The sequence below is a fragment of the Paenibacillus sp. P5_B5 genome (assembly GCF_056400365.1).
The window spans coordinates 185,961-204,256 of sequence record NZ_JBFULK010000004.1 but is presented as its reverse complement, the minus strand read 5'-3'; the positions used below and the strand labels follow the sequence as shown (position 1 = coordinate 204,256).

General features: G+C 42.5%; 18 protein-coding genes. 1 reads left to right on the top strand and 17 read right to left on the bottom strand.

The window, feature by feature from the left end; all coding sequences use genetic code 11:
* Positions 1–32 precede the first annotated feature (32 nt).
* The 10 genes from AC1DOK_RS07405 to cymR form a co-directional block, all read right to left on the bottom strand.
* Positions 33–326: a DUF1292 domain-containing protein gene (locus AC1DOK_RS07405; RefSeq protein WP_477553608.1), complete on the bottom strand. Its 294-nt coding sequence runs from the start codon at positions 324–326 to the stop codon at positions 33–35.
* The gene (locus AC1DOK_RS07400) at positions 323–628 is read right to left on the bottom strand and encodes a DUF1292 domain-containing protein (RefSeq protein ID WP_477553607.1); all 306 of its coding nucleotides are present in this window, start codon (positions 626–628) and stop codon (positions 323–325) included. Before AC1DOK_RS07400 ends, AC1DOK_RS07405 begins: the two co-directional genes overlap by 4 nt.
* Before the next feature lie 9 nt (positions 629–637).
* Positions 638–1,060: a Holliday junction resolvase RuvX gene (gene ruvX / locus AC1DOK_RS07395; protein WP_477553606.1), complete on the bottom strand. Its 423-nt coding sequence runs from the start codon at positions 1,058–1,060 to the stop codon at positions 638–640.
* A gap of 13 nt (positions 1,061–1,073) precedes the next feature.
* Positions 1,074–1,334, bottom strand: a complete 261-nt coding sequence (locus tag AC1DOK_RS07390; RefSeq protein WP_477553605.1) for an IreB family regulatory phosphoprotein — start codon at positions 1,332–1,334, stop codon at positions 1,074–1,076.
* A gap of 85 nt (positions 1,335–1,419) precedes the next feature.
* Positions 1,420–4,050 carry an alanine--tRNA ligase gene (gene alaS, locus AC1DOK_RS07385; protein WP_477553604.1) on the bottom strand — a complete coding sequence of 877 codons (2,631 nt, stop codon included), beginning with the start codon at positions 4,048–4,050 and terminating at the stop codon, positions 1,420–1,422.
* A gap of 376 nt (positions 4,051–4,426) precedes the next feature.
* Positions 4,427–5,503 (bottom strand): AI-2E family transporter, encoded by a 1,077-nt coding sequence (locus tag AC1DOK_RS07380; RefSeq protein WP_477553699.1) that lies wholly within the window; start codon positions 5,501–5,503, stop codon positions 4,427–4,429.
* Positions 5,504–5,694: 191 nt separating this feature from the next.
* Positions 5,695–5,901 (bottom strand): hypothetical protein, encoded by a 207-nt coding sequence (locus AC1DOK_RS07375; RefSeq protein WP_477553603.1) that lies wholly within the window; start codon positions 5,899–5,901, stop codon positions 5,695–5,697.
* An 11-nt stretch (positions 5,902–5,912) separates the two neighbouring features.
* The gene (locus AC1DOK_RS07370; RefSeq protein ID WP_477553602.1) at positions 5,913–6,434 is read right to left on the bottom strand and encodes a PRC-barrel domain-containing protein; all 522 of its coding nucleotides are present in this window, start codon (positions 6,432–6,434) and stop codon (positions 5,913–5,915) included.
* 56 nt (positions 6,435–6,490) lie between these two features.
* Positions 6,491–7,642 carry a cysteine desulfurase family protein gene (locus AC1DOK_RS07365; RefSeq protein WP_477553601.1) on the bottom strand — a complete coding sequence of 384 codons (1,152 nt, stop codon included), beginning with the start codon at positions 7,640–7,642 and terminating at the stop codon, positions 6,491–6,493.
* A gap of 18 nt (positions 7,643–7,660) precedes the next feature.
* Positions 7,661–8,080 (bottom strand): cysteine metabolism transcriptional regulator CymR, encoded by a 420-nt coding sequence (cymR, locus tag AC1DOK_RS07360; RefSeq protein WP_477553600.1) that lies wholly within the window; start codon positions 8,078–8,080, stop codon positions 7,661–7,663.
* 238 nt (positions 8,081–8,318) lie between these two features.
* Here cymR and mnmA point away from each other — a divergent pair, with 238 nt between their 5' ends.
* Positions 8,319–9,404 carry a tRNA 2-thiouridine(34) synthase MnmA gene (gene mnmA / locus AC1DOK_RS07355; RefSeq protein WP_477553599.1) on the top strand — a complete coding sequence of 362 codons (1,086 nt, stop codon included), beginning with the start codon at positions 8,319–8,321 and terminating at the stop codon, positions 9,402–9,404.
* Positions 9,405–10,156: 752 nt separating this feature from the next.
* Here the strand turns inward: mnmA and AC1DOK_RS07350 are convergent.
* From AC1DOK_RS07350 to hisS, 7 genes are all read right to left on the bottom strand, one after another.
* On the bottom strand, positions 10,157–11,476 hold the full coding sequence (locus AC1DOK_RS07350; protein WP_477553598.1) for a replication-associated recombination protein A: 1,320 nt from the start codon (positions 11,474–11,476) through the stop codon (positions 10,157–10,159).
* A gap of 174 nt (positions 11,477–11,650) precedes the next feature.
* Positions 11,651–11,761 (bottom strand): cytochrome bd oxidase small subunit CydS, encoded by a 111-nt coding sequence (locus tag AC1DOK_RS07345; RefSeq protein ID WP_477553597.1) that lies wholly within the window; start codon positions 11,759–11,761, stop codon positions 11,651–11,653.
* Positions 11,762–11,768: 7 nt separating this feature from the next.
* Entirely contained in the window at positions 11,769–12,794 is a 1,026-nt protein-coding gene (locus tag AC1DOK_RS07340; RefSeq protein ID WP_477553596.1) for a cytochrome d ubiquinol oxidase subunit II, read from the bottom strand.
* Complete coding sequence (locus tag AC1DOK_RS07335; RefSeq protein WP_477553595.1) at positions 12,791–14,140, bottom strand: cytochrome ubiquinol oxidase subunit I; 1,350 nt, start codon at positions 14,138–14,140, stop codon at positions 12,791–12,793. Before AC1DOK_RS07335 ends, AC1DOK_RS07340 begins: the two co-directional genes overlap by 4 nt.
* 188 nt (positions 14,141–14,328) lie before the next feature.
* Positions 14,329–15,084, bottom strand: a complete 756-nt coding sequence (locus tag AC1DOK_RS07330) for a tRNA threonylcarbamoyladenosine dehydratase (protein WP_477553594.1) — start codon at positions 15,082–15,084, stop codon at positions 14,329–14,331.
* 93 nt (positions 15,085–15,177) lie between these two features.
* A complete protein-coding gene (gene aspS, locus AC1DOK_RS07325) occupies positions 15,178–16,962 on the bottom strand; it encodes an aspartate--tRNA ligase (RefSeq protein ID WP_477553593.1) in 1,785 nt (594 codons plus the stop codon).
* Between the two features lie 3 nt (positions 16,963–16,965).
* Entirely contained in the window at positions 16,966–18,231 is a 1,266-nt protein-coding gene (gene hisS / locus AC1DOK_RS07320) for a histidine--tRNA ligase (protein ID WP_477553592.1), read from the bottom strand.
* Positions 18,232–18,296 lie beyond the last annotated feature (65 nt).

The window sequence follows — 18,296 nt, the reverse complement described above, 5'->3', positions numbered from 1 at the left end:
AGAGCGGAGAGAAACTCCGCTCGATCTAACGATTATTGTTCTTCCTTGATGGGGAAAGCAAGCTCGTCATAAAGCTCTGAAACAGTTTCCCACTCATCATCGTCATCTATCGTTTCCAGCTCGTATCCGTCTTCCGATTGGGCAATTCGAAACAGCTCAACCTCATCATCCTTTTGCATATCATCTGATTGCAAAACGGCATATTTGCGATCTTCATGTTCAAATTCCATCACAAGATGATATACCACGGATTCATTCTGTTCATCAAGCAAAATAATATCATCACCATAAACATTACGCAATACACTGGTCTGCGTTACACTCATGACTGTTCTTCCTCCGACTCAGCAACGAGTGTGTTAAATGTCTCTTCGACGATTTTCCATTCTTCCTCGTCTTCAATTGGGAATAGCTTAAGATCTTCACCATTCTCATCTTCTTCAAAGCGAAAGGCGTAAACTTCGTCCGTTTCTTCATCGTCGCTTTCGACTGGAACGACCATCATGTATTTCTTGTCCGTTTCGTCGACTTCAAACGTGCAGATAACCTCAAATTCTTCTTCGTTGCCGTCTTCATCAGGGATGTAAATGATTTCTGGTTCCTCTTCACGCATGTTTCTTTCAGACATTGTACTCTTTCACCTCTTCTTATTAGAATCCATATAACCTTGCAAAATAAACCCAGCCGCCAGCTTATCAACAACAGCTTTGCGTTTCTTACGAGATACATCAGCTTCAAGCAAAGTCCTATTAGCTGAAACGGTTGTTAGACGTTCATCCCATAAGTGCACAGGCAGCTTCAATTCATCACGTAAATAATCAGCAAAAGCTACACAGAGTTCGCCGCGTGAACCAATAGAAGCATTCATATTCTTCGGCAAGCCAACGACGATTTCTTCTACTTCATATTGCTCAACAATTTGCTTCAAGCGTTGCAAGTCCTGATCAGGCTTTGCTCTTCGAATAACCTCTAGGCCTTGCGCAGTCAGACCAAGAGGATCGCTTAGCGCTACGCCAATTGTTTTGTCCCCATAGTCCAGCCCCATAATTCTCTTATACATGATGTGTAAGAAGCTACTTGTGCTGGACAAGGTACGAACGAACTAATTCCTCAATTAATTCGTCACGCTCTCTTTTGCGGATGATGCTGCGCGCATTGTTGTGCCGCGGAATATATGCGGGATCTCCAGAAAGTAAATAACCTACGATTTGATTAATCGGATTATAGCCTTTCTCTTGGAGTGCATTATATACCGTGAGCAGTACCTCTTTGGGTGAGATGTCGATTTCATCAGCTTTCAAGTCGAACTTCATCGTTCTGTCCATCGAATTCACCGTAAACACCCCCCAATTTTATCATAAGTCTGTATTCTATATTCGCCTTTTGGCGCTGAATTCCTGTTACAGTACAAAAATATAATTATCCGATCATCTGTGAAATAATCGCATCCACCGCTTGAATCGCATCGCCAAGCTTCGATGTGTCTTTGCCCCCAGCTTGCGCCATATCAGGGCGGCCGCCACCTGAGCCTCCACAAATCGTCGCAATTTCTTTGATTAATTTACCTGCATGCGCACCTTTGCTAATTAAGTCTGGTGTCACAGAAGCGACAAGATTTACTTTATCTCCAGAAATTGCACCGAGCACGATAACAGCAGATCCAAGCTTACCTTTCACCTCATCGACAATATTGCGAAGTGAATCCATATCTGAAGCATTCACAGATGCTGCAAGTACGTTTACGCCTTTAATTTGCTTCACATTGTCAGTTAGTGAGCCTGCTTCAATTCGGCCAAGCTTGCCACGTAGCGATTCATTCTCACGTTGCAGTTCTCTAACTTGCGCAAGTACAGATTCAATCCGCTTAGGTACATCAACAATGTTCGATTTAAGCTGTTCAGCTGATTCCTTGAGTAGATTTAATTGTCCATCCAAGTATTCGTATGCGTTACGCCCTGTGGACGCCTCAATACGTCTTACGCCTGAGCCAATACCAGACTCGGATGCAATCTTGAATAGGCCGATCTGACCTGTACTATTCACATGACAGCCTCCACATAACTCTAGACTGTACTCTCCAACACGGACGACACGTACAACGTCGCCATACTTCTCACCGAAGAGTGCCATCGCACCCATCGCTTTGGCTTCAGCAATCGGCTTCAGACTAATGTCAACGAAAGTGTTCAACCAAATCTGCTTGTTCACCCGCTGTTCGATATCTTGCAGCTCAGCCTCGCTAATAGAACCGAAGTGAGAAAAATCAAAACGTAGGCGATCTGGTGCTACAAGTGAACCTGCTTGGTTAACGTGGTCACCGAGCACTTCTTTAAGCGCTTTATGAAGCAAATGTGTCGCAGTGTGATTCTTAATAATATCTTCACGCTTGGCTTGATCTACTGAAGCTTGAACTTTAGTTCCATTATGCAATACGCCTTGCTCTACAACAACTGTGTGAACATTCTGACCATGTGGCGCTTTGTTTACTTCAAGCACTCGCAAGATGTATCCATCACCTGTAATTGTACCTTGGTCACCCACTTGTCCGCCGCTTTCAGCATAGAACGGAGTAGTGCTAAGAATGACCTGACAGGTTTCACCAGTACCAACAAGCTCAGCCATCTCGTTCTCATGGATTACAGCAATCACATTAGTGGATACTACCAGATCATTATATCCAACAAATTCACTTTTATCCGTAAATTCCCCAAGAGGTCCGCCCTGTACCTTCATAGATCCTGAGTCATGGCGCGCGCTTCTTGCACGATTACGCTGCTCTTGCATCGCTACATCGAAGCCCTTACGGTCAACTGTCATTTTTTTCTCAGCAGCAAAGTCCTCGGTAAGATCAAATGGGAACCCATAAGTGTCATATAGCTTAAATGCATCTTCACCTGAGATTTCTGATAATCCGTTCGCACGAGCTTTATCAACCATTTCACTTAGAATGTTCAAGCCATCCGAAAGCGTCTCATGGAAACGTTCTTCTTCCGTACGAATGACTTTCTCAATGAATGCACATTTCTCTACCACACTTGGATAGTAAGAGCCCATAATTACACCTACAGTAGGTGTAAGCTGATACATGAACGGCTTATCCATACCGAGTACCTTACCGTAACGAACTGCACGGCGCAATAAACGACGGATGATATATCCACGACCTTCATTGGATGGAAGGACACCATCTGCAACTGAGAACGCAATCGTTCTAATGTGGTCAGCAATTACTTTAAGTGCTACATCATGTTCTTCATTCGTTTTGTAAGTGACATTAGCAATTTGACATGTTTGCTCAATTAGCGGCAAGAATAAATCTGTGTCAAAGTTAGAATCCACATCTTGTAAAATAGATGCGAAACGCTCAAGTCCAGCACCTGTATCAATGTTCTTATTTGGAAGCGGTGTGTAAGAGCCGTCCTTGTTATGATTAAATTGGGAGAATACCAAATTCCATACTTCTAGGAAACGTTCATTCTCACCACCAGGCCAGCACTCAGGATCACTCAAATCACCGTATTTATCGCCACGGTCATAGAAAATTTCTGTACAAGGACCACAAGGACCCTCTCCGATATCCCAGAAATTATCATCCCCAAGCTTGTAAATACGTTCTTCTGGAAGGCCGATTTTCTTATTCCACAGTTCAAAAGCTTCTTCATCATCTTTAAATACAGTAACTGAAATTCGCTCAGGATCAAATCCAATCCACTTTGGATCAGTTAGGAATTCCCATGCCCATGTGATTGTTTCTTCCTTGAAGTAATCCCCAATAGAGAAGTTTCCTAGCATTTCGAAGAATGTGTGATGACGACGAGTTTTACCTACATTCTCGATATCATTCGTGCGGATACACTTCTGTGAATTCGCAATGCGTGGATTCTCAGGCACGATACGACCATCAAAATACGGCTTCAGCGGCGCCATACCAGCATTGATCCATAGCAAAGAAGGATCATTATGTGGAACCAGCGAAGCACTTGGTTCAATGTTATGCCCTTTACTTTGAAAAAAATCTAACCATTTCGAACGAATCTCACTTGCTTTCATATTAATAGCCCTCCTATATATTCTATATCACTAAAAAAACAAAAAACGCCCCTAATAAAAGGGACGAATCAGATTCGCGGTACCACCCTAGTTATTGCAACAAGCCTAGATCGTCATCGAAATGACTTCTTGATCTAATTACAATCTCCTCGTGCGGAAGATAACGGTTCCAACCGGCAGATTTCAAGTCCGCACTCCGAAACAAGCTTTCAGCCATCCTTCAACGTAAAGATGTTGCAGCATATATATCAACATTCGATATACTCATCTTCTCTCTGGACGTGGTCTATGGCTTACTTAAGGTTTCATCAACACTTTCCCATTAAAAATTATAGTCTTGCAAGCATGAAGTGTCAATATCTGTACATCCACAGGGCTAGATTCTGTTCGTCTTTCGATAAATATAGTACTTGAACATATGCTGGATGATCACCTTCATAGCTGCAAAAAACGGAACAGCGAGTATAAGTCCTACAACTCCTCCAACCTCTCCACCAACTAGCAGTGCAAATATGATAATAAGCGGATGCATATGTAACGTTCTACCGACAACCTGAGGTGACACGATATTACTCTCCATAATTTGAACGAATGTATTAACGAAGATGACTAGCAGTACCATTTTCCAAGAGACTGTTGAGGCCATAATGACCGCTGGAGCCGCTCCTAGAAAAGGACCTAAATAAGGTACAATATCGAAAACAGCTACTATCCCCGCTAAGAGTAAAGGATAAGGCATGCCAATAATCCAGTATCCTATATAAGCAAGTACGCCCACAATTAAACCAACAAGGAATTGACCACGTATGTAACTGCCAAGTGCATTGTCGATGTCGATAAGCAAGGAAGCAACTTCCTTACGCCGGTTTTTGGGGACTATGGTCAGTGCAGTTTTCTCAATCATTTGAAAATCCTTTAAAATGTAAAAGGCTAAGAAAGGAATGATAAACGCTGTAAACACCAAATTGATCGTACTACCAATCCTACTAATGAAGTTCGAAATCATCTGTGTGATGTTCTCTTCAAAATGTCGCATAGAACCAAAAATTCCTGATCGAACTGATTCAGGCATCAGCCTGCTCTGATTAAATCCCTCCACAATTGACTGCGCCCGCATCATCATATCTGGCATGTGCTCATTAAGCTCATTGAGCTGCATCATAAATACAGGCACCAAATTCATTAGAATGACAGTTAGCGTTGTAAAAAACACGGCATAAATCAACAGAATCGCAATCGTCCTTGGAACTTTGCGCTCATTAAGTAAATTGACAACTGGATTAAGCACATAGGACACAATCATAGCTACAAAGAAAGGCGCAAGCACAGCTTTAAGAAAATCGTAAGTCCCTATGAGTAAAGGACGTATTTGGATTAGCATAAACAAGACAAGTAGTCCTAACAAAGCAAATATTAGGGCGGCTAGCCACTTGTTCTTCCATAATCGATCCACCTTCATTCCCCACTCCTACAACAAGATAGTAAGCAGTAAAAGTATATGTACAACCTTATCAAAATAAACTGCTTCCGCATAAAAAAATACGCCAGACTCAGGTACGGAACACTACAAAAGTGCAACCGTTTGAATCCAGCGTTTTCCTTTAATACAAATAAAGCATGTTTCGTACTATACAAGCGTATAAATTAAGTAGCAACGTGAATATGCTCTTGATGGATCTCGTCTTCAAAAAAGAGATCATCTAGCGAGCTCAGTGTACCGTCTTCTTCCACTTGATAGACAGACATTTTTTCCCCGTTTACCGTTAATTCGATAAAACAGCCCCAACAATAAAACTGATGTGAGCCAATTTTGCCAATATCTTTGGAATTGCAGTTTGGACAACGCATCATCATTCTTCACCCTATTCTTCTTTGGATACGAAGAATTCAGTCACTTCTTCTTCACAGTGTGCCGGAACGATTATCGCTTCTTCACCCCGAGTAACTGAATCGGGTAGAGCTAACCATTTGCGACCTTCCGTTAAATCAGATATGAAACCTTCGGAAATTTCAAAGCCTTTTATCTTATTACCCATTTGTTTACCAAAATAAACATCTTCCAATACACCAAGTTGATTTCCATTGACCGTCATAATAGGCAAGCCCTTGATTTTGTGCTTACCATCAAGTAACGTCGTTTGCTCGGTTTGGTTCAGCCATTTATGTATGACGCTGCGGTTCTCAACCATAATTGCATCTTCCCCGCAAGAAACGAAATCTTCTTTTGCAATCATATGACTTGGGGTAAACCAGCCCTTGGGACCAAGAATAACACCAGCAAGCTGCCAGTCTTGATCGATTAGAAGATCGAATACGTTACCAGCCCTTTTACCATTCTGCAAACAAACAATCGGAAGCCCGATAATATGTCTTGCTTTAAGCAAATGAATCTAACCTCCACTAAGTTTCAACTTTGTGGAAACGACTAGCAACCAATATATTACTTACGGATTCGTTTGATAATGGTTGCAATTTTTTGCGCTGCCGTTTCGATTGTCTTTGTATCGTTCCCCATTCCGAAACTAAAACGAATCGCAGAGCGCATTACATTATCTGGTAATCCCATCGCTTGAAGTACATGAGATATTTCTAGTGATCCTGAAGTACAAGCGGATCCGCTAGCAGCAGCAATCCCTTCAATATCAAGGTTCATCAGCAGGGTTTCGGTATCTAATCCTATGAAACTAATATTCAAGATTTGGGGGACTCGAAGCACTGGATGCCCATTGATAACGAAGTCTCCAGGATTAAGGTAGCTCTTCAAACCATCTACCATAATTTGGCGCAAACTCTCCGCTCTTAAATTCCAATCCTGAATCACTTGTTCATTCGTAGTCAGCTCAATTGCTTTGGCAAAGCCAACAATTCCTGCAACATTCTCCGTACCTCCACGGCGCTTACGCTCTTGAGATCCACCATGAATAGATGCCGAGAATGGAGTGGATTTGGACACATAGAGTAAACCTATTCCCTTAGGACCATAAATCTTATGTGCTGACAAGCTCATCATGTCGATCGGCATGACAGATAAATCAATCGGTATTTTACCTAGTGCTTGTACTGCATCCACGTGAAAAACAATACCTCGATCACGAGCTAATTGTCCGATTTGCTCCACAGGTTGCAGAGTGCCTACCTCATTGTTAACGTACATAACTGAAATGAAAACCGTATCAGGGCGGATCGCTGCTTCGACATCCTCTAGGCGAACAAGCCCATGTGAATCAACCTTCAAATAAGTTACATCAAATCCTAACTTTTCCAGTTCATGAGATGGATGAATAACCGCATGATGCTCTATGCGAGTCGTTATCATGTGTTTCTTCATGCTCTTATAGGCAGATAAAGCACTAAACAAAGCAGTGTTGTCACTCTCCGTACCACCACTCGTAAAAATAATTTCCGAAGGATGGCATCCGATTCGCATCGCGATCAAATCACGTGATCGATTAATTGCGCTACGTGTCTCACGCCCATAGGCATGCATGGAAGATGGATTACCGAATGCTTCCGTCCAAAAAGGAAGCATTGCTTCCAATACTTCCGCATGAATGGGTGTTGTAGCGGCATGATCCAAATAAATGCCCTTCATAGTTGTCACTCACCTAATTTAGATATAAAACATGTAGTTATCATGTTTGCCTATGTCTTTGAAGTAAACAAGATCAGCAAGAGTAGTAGAATCAAGTACATCTGCAATTGCATCACGAATACGAATCCATAAATCGCGTTTAGCTGGATCGTCCTCTTCTGTAAAATCTACTGGTGAAATTGGACCTTCAAGTACCCGTATGATTTCGCCAGTTGTAATTTCTTCAGGTTTTTTTGAAAGAATATATCCACCATACGCCCCACGAACGCTCTTAATCATCAAGGCATTACGCAGCGGCGCAACAAGTTGCTCCAAATAATGTTCAGAAAGTTGATGTTTCTCAGCTATACTTTTGAGTGATGTCGGGCCATCGCCTAAGCGAGTAGCAAGCTCCATCATGATCGTTAAGCCATAACGGCCTTTGGTAGAGATTTTCAAAAAAACACCTCATTACAATAATTAAACTAGGCTTCATTCTACTCACCTTGATATAAGGTTTGCCTGATTGATCAGCATATAAACCCTATATACGCCAGTATATCAAATTATATAATATCATAAGTATAACGGTTCTGTCACAAAAAAAGTTACACAAAGATGACAACTATTTTATATTTAAATAAAAAGGCGTTATAATAGAAAGAATGTTTGCGGGAGAAAGAGAGGAAGATTGAATATGAGTCAATTACCACGTGTAGTACTCGGAATGTCTGGAGGCGTTGATTCTTCCGTTGCGGCACTTATGCTAAAAGAACAAGGCTATGACGTAATCGGTGTTTTCATGAAAAATTGGGACGATACAGATGAATTCGGACACTGTACTGCAGAAGAAGATGCAGAAGATGTTAGACGCGTATGCGATCAAATCGGCATCCCATTCTATACAGTTAATTTCGAAAAACAATATATGGATAAAGTATTTGCCTATTTCTTGGACGAGTATCGTAATGGACGAACACCAAATCCTGACGTCATGTGTAATCGAGAAATCAAGTTTGGTGAGTTCTTAAATAAAGCGCTCGATCTAGGTGCAGAATTTATTGCAACAGGCCATTATGCCCAGGTAGAAAATCGTGACGGTGAGCTTGTACTGCTAAGAGGTAATGATCCTGGTAAGGATCAAACATACTTCTTACATGCGCTTAACCAATATCAATTATCGAAAGCGATGTTCCCTATTGGACACTTGCCTAAGCCAAAGGTTCGGGAAATTGCCGCAACAGCTGAACTTGCAACTGCTAAGAAAAAGGATTCAACTGGTGTATGCTTCATCGGTGAACGCGACTTCAAAGAATTCTTAAGTAACTACCTACCTGCTCAGCCAGGCGATATGTGTACAGTTGATGGTGAAATCAAGGGTCGTCATGACGGTCTCATGTATTACACACTTGGTCAACGTCAAGGGTTAGGTATTGGCGGGGCTGGTACGGGCGAACCTTGGTTTGTCGCTGACAAAGATCTAGAGCGCAATGTTCTGATCGTTGTGCAAGGCGATAAACATCCGAGGTTGTACAGCCAAGGGTTAACTGCTGTTAACGTCAATTGGATCTCAACTCGCAAGCCTGAAGGTGAGTACCGCTGCACCGCTAAGTTCCGTTATCGCCAAGCCGATCAAGGCGTAACGATGAAGTTCTTGGATGACACTTCGATCGAAGTGATATTCGATCAACCTCAGAAGGCCATTACACCAGGACAATCCGTCGTGTTTTATGACGGCGAGATTTGTTTAGGCGGCGGAATTATTGATGTGGTTAGAAGGTAAGTGGAAGGTAGCTTGGAAAAGGTAATGCAATGCAACAGGTAATGCAGTAGTCGATGCAGAAGATAAGAAAATAATGCAGATGGAAATGCAGAAGGCAATGCAGAAGGCAATGCAGAAGATAATGCAGATAGCAATGTAAGGCTGGTAAATGTTGATTAGCGGGTAATGTAAGATCGGTTTAATCAACTAGATCAGTAGCCAATAAAAGATTAAGTCCAAAAGTATACTCTGGAACACAACAATTCTTGAGGATAAACAAAGAAGCTTCCAATACCACTTCACACATAGTGGTTGGAAGCTTCTTTTTCTTATCTATTCACTCTAGTTACACCAGTTGTCCGGTATTCCAATGCATGCGATGAAGGAAACATTACTGGATCAATCCACTAAACCCACTAAATCTGGTTTGCATGTATTTCATACATTCTAATTTAACATTGAAATAGACAAGTAGATGTTTGACTGCAAACTGTGCAGTCAAATCCGACTAATTATCATTTATTGGTTGTTATTGGCCCTTTTGAATGTACGTAATACATTCAAAGGTTGATATATGAGCTAAAGTTTCATTTTGAATGTATGAAATACAGTCAAATAATGATACTTGCACACTACTATCTTGTTGAACGAATAATAAACAACATAGCTGAGCAATTCTAGTTTGGTTTGAGCAACCAAGAATATCTCTACATCTACTTACTACTGTTCTGTTTCAGCGTCATAAGTACAAGGGCATGTAGCAATATCACTCATTACCCTTCAGACTTAGCTCTACGCTTACGTTGATTAATTGCAATCTTCTCTTCCATGCCTTGATCGGATGGTTCATAAATAATTTCATCCTTGATCGGTGTTGGCAGATATTGCTGATCCACATAATGATTCGGATAATTATGAGGGTACAGATAGCCTACATGACCAAGCTCCTTCGCCCCTGCATAATGAGCATCAGCTAGATGAAGTGGCACTTCTGCTGTTCTTATGCGGTCCATCAATTCCATCGAACGTCCAATTGCCAATGCGACGGCATTCGACTTCGGACTGGATACAGCAAACAAAATTGCCTGGGAAATGATATATTTCGACTCAGGCCAGCCGATACGGTGGTACGCTTCCATAGCGGCCACAGCTTGTGGCATGGCCTGCGGGTTCGCGAGCCCGATGTCCTCGGAGCAGGCGACTGTTAGCCTGCGAATGAACACCATCGGGTCCATCCCCAGTTTCTCTACCGCGTAGAGAAACCAGAACAACGCGGCATCTGAGGAGCCGCGGATGCTTTTGTGGAAAGCGGACAAGACGTCATACTGCGTCGACTCGTCCGCTTTCGCGATTGGGCGGCGGATCGATTCTTCCGCCGCCTCCATGTCGATGTGGATACTGCCATCCACATCGGGTGCAGTTGCACGCGCGGCAAGCTCCAGCGCGTGAAGCGCGCGGCGAATGTCCCCATTCGCCATGCGCGCAATATGCTCCAGCGCGTCGTCATCCGCGCGGACATTCATTGCGCCGAGGCCGCGGGCCTTATCGGCGAGTGCCCTGCGCAGCGCGATCATCGCGTGCGCAGGCGTCAATAGCTCGAGCTGGAACAGCGTCGAGCGTGATAGTAACGCCCCGTTCACATAGTGGAACGGGTTCTCCGTTGTGGCGCCAATAAATATGATGACGCCAGCTTCTACGGCAGGTAACAATGCGTCCTGCCTGGATGAATTAAAACGATGTACCTCATCTAGGAACAATATCGTTTTGCGATCATATAGGGCTTTCGTTGTTTTAGCTTGCTCGATTACTTCACGAACATCTTTCACCGTTGCATCGACAGCATTAAGCTTCACAAACTCTCCTTGCGTGTACTTCGAAATAATATGCGCAAGCGTTGTTTTGCCTGTGCCTGGAGGACCGTATAAGAGAATGGAGCTAACTTGATCCGCTTCGATGACTCTTCTCAATAGCTTTCCAGGTCCAACAATATGCTCCTGACCAATAAATTCATCTAGATTAACTGGACGCATACGATCTGCTAGTAGCTCAGAACGGCGAACATTTGACTCATCTGCATATGTAAATAGATCCATGATCAACCCGCCTTTTCATACCATAAGAAGTTAAGAGAAACCTTGCAACTTTAAGTCACATTTATCTCCAACTATAACAAATAATTCCACCCTAATTGGAGGGTTAGATTCATTCGTATAATCCTTCTATTATAGCTTATAGAATAAGCGGTTGTCATGACAGGTGTACAGATGTTACTCGTCAATTTCCCCTTTTGCCACAGCAGCCCAGACAAACATCAGAATTAATGCACCTATTACACACAGACCTGGAGCAATCATTAGGGTGAAAAAATGCTTATCCATTTATCAATCACCCCTTTTTATTTCTGTCACCACGGACATAAGCTGCATCAAATAGGAATAAACGAAGCAGCAATATGATCGACGGGATCAAGATACATAACCCAGCAATAAACGCAGTCACTAGCGCAACCGCCATCGGTTCATTCGTAAAGTGTTCATGGATTGTAATATAGGGATATAGAATATACGGCAAATGCGCTCTCCCATAACCAAAGAAGGCAAAACCGAATTGAAGCATGACGAGAATGAACGAAAGCCCATGTCGTCTACCTTTCCGGACCAGATAAACAGCGATTGCAAAACAGATAAACGAGACAATAAACATCCATTTTATATTCAGCATGTTATTGTAATGCTCGAAGTTGTGTTTGGATAATGCGTAGAACGCGAACAAACTGGCAAGAATTGTCGGTAAGCTCCAGAAGAGCGCATAGCCTCGCAGGATATCGTATGCAGGCTTATCCTTTGCCTTGTATGCATAATAGGTCAAGAACATCGAAGAAATATACAGAACGCTAACAAGGGCTAGCACGATCACTGACCATGTGTATAGGCTGCCAAAGAGCTTACTCCATAAGAGGACAATTTGACCATCGACAATATCAATAATTTTGCCCTCCGAAATGACTAGTACCGTTGATAAAGCAGCAGGAATCAGCAGCCCCGTGATACCTTGCAATAGCATATACCCAACATTCTGTCTCGATCCATAATTACTAAATGCATAATATGCACCACGTATACTAAGCAGTATAAGCGCTAAGCTGCCTGGCACAAGCAGGGCTGTTCCATAATAGAGTGCAGTATCTGGGAAGAAGCCTACCATTCCAATATAGAAAAAAACGAGAAATACATTCGTAACCTCCCATACAGGGGATAGATATCGTTCGATGATTTTGTAGGTAATATGCTTTTTACCTGTCACAATCGAATAATATCCAAAGAATCCCGCTCCAAAATCAATCGAGGCTACAATAATGTATCCGAGCAAAAATATCCACAAGACGGTGATCCCGAGTAAATCGATATTCATTTGCGTTTGCCTCCTTCAATACCAAGCAGCATTAATTCATCCGCTACTTTTGCGTTTTTGAAGAGCTTTGATAATACTTTGATCCCGCTGATCGCGAGCGCTAGATAGAGGAGACAGAATAGATATAACATGATGTCGACATGATTGGAAGTCGTTGCCGCATCAGCGACTTTCATATAGCCAGTAAGAATCCATGGCAACCTACCTACTTCCGCAAAAATCCAGCCTAACTCAATTGCTATAACGGACAAAGGTCCGCAACTAATAATCGCAACTAATAACCAGCGAGGAAGCTTCTTCATTCGCTTCTTACGTGCAAACCATAAATAAACTACTCCAACAGCAATTGTGTATGTTCCGATCAGCACCATACCATCAAAGTAATAATGGATTCGAAGTGGAGGTTGCAAATCCGCAGGAGTATCATTTAGGCCCTCAACTACTGTATTGGGGCTTCCCCCCGCTAAGATACTTAGCGCATATGGTATTTTGAGCGCATATTTCACTTCATTATCTTGGGTCAAAAAACCACCAATATTCAGTTCAGCTTGATCTCTCGTTTCAAAATGCCATTCAGCAGCAGCTAGCTTGACTGGCTGATAGGCAGCAAGAAATTTCCCCGATAAATCACCAATAAGCGCAGTTGTCAGTCCAAAAATAATACCTGCTACTAAGGTTAGCTTTAATGCTTTTCTCGCGTATACCTTGTCACTTCTACCTCGTAAAAGTGTAAAAGCAGCAATTGTAGCAAGCACGAATGCACTGGTCATATATGCAGAAGATAGAACATGGCTTACTTTCGTTGCTGTAGCAGGATTGATCATCGCTTTAATCGGCTCAACATTACGAATAATACCTTCGTCTAACACAAAACCTTGTGGTGTATTCATGAAAGCATTGACACATGTAATAAAGAATGCTGAAGCCGAAGCTGCTAGAGCAACTGGCACAAGGAGCCAAAAGTGAACCATTGGATTCTTAAAGCGATCCCATGTGTACAAATAGATACCTAGGAAAATCGCTTCAATAAAGAACGCGAATGTCTCCATAAATAAGGGAAGTCCAATTGCTTGGCCTGCAATTTTCATAAAGCTTGGCCATAATAAACTGAGCTGTAAGCCAATGGATGTCCCTGTTACAACACCAATTGCAACCGTTATGACAAACCCTCTAGCCCATCTACGTGCAAGTAGAATGTAATAAGGATCATTACGTTTAATCCCTCTCCATTCAGCTAAAGCAATCATGACAGGTATACCAACACCAATCGTAGCAAAAATGATGTGGAACCCGAGCGTTATCTCTGTTAACATGCGACTATAAAAAACTGAATCATACATGCTCATTCTCAACTCCGTTACGAGAACATTTTGCGAACTAGAGCTACTAACAACAGCCCTGCAACTGTCATACATACAATCATTAAATTACGTTCCTGTTTCTTAAAAGCACTCATATCTCATCACCCTTCCCCTACTATTTCCAATTTTCCGTTTTCTAATTCTTGGAATAAAATAAAAAAACCGACTCTCCATTAAGGAGAATCGGAAATTGTTTCGAGCATATCCCTCACTACTACACTGACCATAATTAAACCAACTGTAGGAGGTACAAATGCGTTCGAGGCTGGCGGTTGCTTCGCTTTACGAATTTCAGGAGCAGTATCGGGAACAATTTTTTTCGTCACATCTTCCCGCGGCTTCTGTGGTTCTTCTGTGGAGAACACAACTTTAACACCCTTCTTAATGCCTTCCTTGCGCAGCTTCGTTCGAATCACGCGAGCAATCGGGTCCATTGTTGTTTTTGAGATATCTGCAACTTGAAAACGTGTAGGATCTATTTTGTTCGCTGCACCCATTGAAGAAATAATCGGTATTTTGCGTTCTAAACATTGCTTTATCAAATGGATTTTGTAAGAGATTGTATCTGAAGCATCAACTATATAATCTATTGGGTATTGAAACAGCTGTTCATATGTTTCTTCTGTATAGAACATGCGCATTGCAATAACGTCGCATTCAGGATTAATCAATTTAATCCGATCACGCATTAGATCAACTTTAGGTTCGCCAACAGTGTTCAATAACGCATGTATTTGTCGATTGATATTCGTGATATCAACTGTATCCTTATCAATTAGGATAAGTCGACCCACACCTGTTCGTGCGAGTGCTTCCGCGGCCATCGAGCCAACGCCACCGATACCAAGCACCGCAATCGTACTATTTTTCATGAGCTCAAGACCTTCTGGTCCAATTGACAGCTCAGTTCTTGAGAATTGATTGAGCATAGACAACTTACCTCACTTTCATAAACTAACAACTTGATTCGACCCCTGGTTTCTAATAAAGGGCCCCTAAGGGCCCTCTTAAATTTACTATGATTAGTTTTTACTTGGTGTAGGCATTTTACGTGCAATACGAATGGATAATTGTTCAAGCTGACTATCATCCACTTCACCAGGAGCATCTGTAAGCAGACAAGTTGCACTTGCTGTTTTCGGGAATGCAATTGTTTCACGGATGTTATTACGGCCTGTAAGAAGCATAACCAGTCTATCAAAACCGAATGCCATACCGCCATGTGGAGGCGTACCGTATTCGAAAGCTTCAAGCAAGAAGCCAAATTTCTCATTTGCATCTTCAGGTGAGAACCCAAGCGCACCGAACATTTTCTCTTGAACTTCACGCTGGTAAATACGCATCGAGCCGCCGCCAACTTCATAGCCGTTAAGGACTAAGTCATAAGCTTGCGCACGAATTTGTCCTGGATCTGTATCGAAGAACGCAACATCCTCTTCTTTGGGACGAGTGAACGGATGGTGTTCTGCTACATAACGCTTCGCTTCATCATCATAAGCAAGAAGTGGGAAGTCTACTACCCATGCAAATTTATATACAGAATCATCGATCAATCCAAGCTGACGGCCGATTTTCAGACGAAGATTGCCTAGAACATCAGCAACAACCTTCTTCGTATCCGCTGAGAATAGAAGCAAGTCTCCTTCTTCTACACCAAGACGCTCTTTAATTGCGCTTAGCTCTTCTTCATTCAAGAATTTAACGATTGGACCTTTCATTTCGCCGTCTTTCACTTGAATCCAAGCAAGACCTTTGGCGCCATAACGCATAGCAAATGGAGTTAGATCGTCAATTTCCTTACGGCTCCACAAGCCACAACCTTTAGCATTCAGAGCTTTAACCTGTCCGCCATTTTTGATTGCACCTGCAAATACCTTAGCTTCTGTATTTTCAAGTAGGTCAGATAGATCCACTAATTCCAGTCCAAAACGAAGATCTGGCTTATCAGAACCGTATTTACCCATTGCTTCTGCATAAGGCAGACGCTGGAACGGACGTGGAATATCGATACCCTTCGTTTCTTTCATCAAACGTGCAACAAGCTCTTCCATCAAATCAAGCAATTGATCCTGAGACATGAAGCTTGTTTCGATGTCGACTTGCGTAAATTCAGGCTGACGGTCAGCACGTAAGTCTTCATCACGGAAGCAACGAGCAATTTGATAATATCTTTCAATACCAGATACCATCAGCAATTGCTTGAAGATTTGTGGTGATTGTGGCAATGCATAGAATTCACCTGGATGCACACGACTCGGTACAAGATAGTCACGCGCACCTTCTGGTGTTGAATTAGCTAGGATAGGCGTCTCTACATCAATGAACCCATTCTCGTCTAGGAAATCACGGAAAATCTTAGCTGCTTTGGAGCGAAGCATTAACGTTTGCTGCATTTCAGGACGACGAAGATCTAAGTAACGATATTTAAGACGAAGGGACTCGTCAATTTCAATACCATCTTCAATAAAGAATGGAGGATTCTTAGCAGCGTTCAAAATTTCAATATCTGTAATTTGAACTTCTACTTCACCAGTTTTCATGTTTGGATTAATGGTTTCCTTATCACGCTCAACAACCGTCCCTTTAACAGCTAGAACGAATTCGTTACGTGAACGATCTCCAATTTTAAGTGCATCCCCAGAGAAAGCTGGGTTAAATACGATTTGTACCAGACCACTACGATCACGAAGATCGATGAAAAGTACGCCTCCAAGGTCACGTCTTCTTTGTACCCACCCATTCAGTACTACTGTCTCTCCAATTTTTGCTCTGCTAATCTCACCACATTGGTGCGTCTTAAGCATCATTGTCTAGTTCCCCCCACTGTTTTGTGTATTTATCCAATCTGCAAGTCCGCTAATTGAAACGGCCTGTTGATCACCTGTTGCCATCGCTTTAACGGTAATTTCGCCGCGAGCGAGTTCATCATCCCCAAGAATTGCAACATAAGTCGCTTGTGTACGATCAGCTGATTTCATCTGTGCTTTCATCTTGCGACCTTGGTAATCCTTCTCAGCCATTACACCCTTTATTCTGAGTTCATGAACGAGTCTTGTTACTTCTTTCTCTGCTGCATCACCTAATGCAATTAGGTATACATCAAGTGGTTTCGGTGTAGGTACTTGTGCCCCCTGTGCTTCAAGCACAAGTAGAATCCGCTCAAGTCCAATTCCTAGACCAACACCTGATTGATCGGGTCCGCCGAACTGTTCAACTAGACCATTGTAACGACCACCGCCACCAATCGTGTCGATTGCTCCAATTCCAGCAGCTTTATACTCAAACGCGGTATGGGTGTAGTAATCTAAACCACGAACAAGACGAGGATTAATTTTGTAAGGGATATTCATTGCATCTAAATGTCCAAGCACCGCTTCAAAATGATTCCGGCATTCTTCATCCAAATAATTAAGCAACTCAGGTGCTCCATCACAGAACTTCTGATCCACTTTGCAATCTAGAAGTCGCATCGGATTGCGATCATAACGAGTCTGGCAATCTTTGCACAGCTGATCTTTAACTGGAGCAAAAAAAGCTTGAAGCTTCGAACGGAAGGCTTCTCTAATTGCAGGCGTCCCAACCGAGTTAATCTCGACTGTTACATCCTTAAGTCCTACTTCTTTACAGAACGTATATCCGAAAGCAACAACCTCTGCATCAAGACCTGGGTCAGTAGCTCCGAATGCCTCCACACCGAACTGGTGGAACTGACGAGCTCTACCTGCTTGTGGCTGCTCATAACGGAACATAGGTCCAATATAATACAGCTTCGTAAGATCAGGCTCACCATACAGCTTATTCTCTACAAAAGCACGTACTACCCCAGCAGTACCTTCTGGTCTTAGTGTAACGCTGCGATCGCCTTTGTCAGCAAAGGTGTACATTTCTTTCTGTACGATATCTGTCGTTTCACCAACACCACGAGCAAATACTTCTGTGTGTTCAAAAATCGGCGTCCGTATCTCTTTGTAATGAAACCGGCGACTTAAATCCCTTGCCTGTGCCTCGAGATACTGCCACTTTTCAACAGTTCCCGGGAGCAAATCGGAGGTTCCTTTTGGTTTTTGCAAATTCATCTCTTTGACCCCCTAAACTAATTTGTTTAATCATTCATGTAAACACTTTTATAGTAAAAAACAGT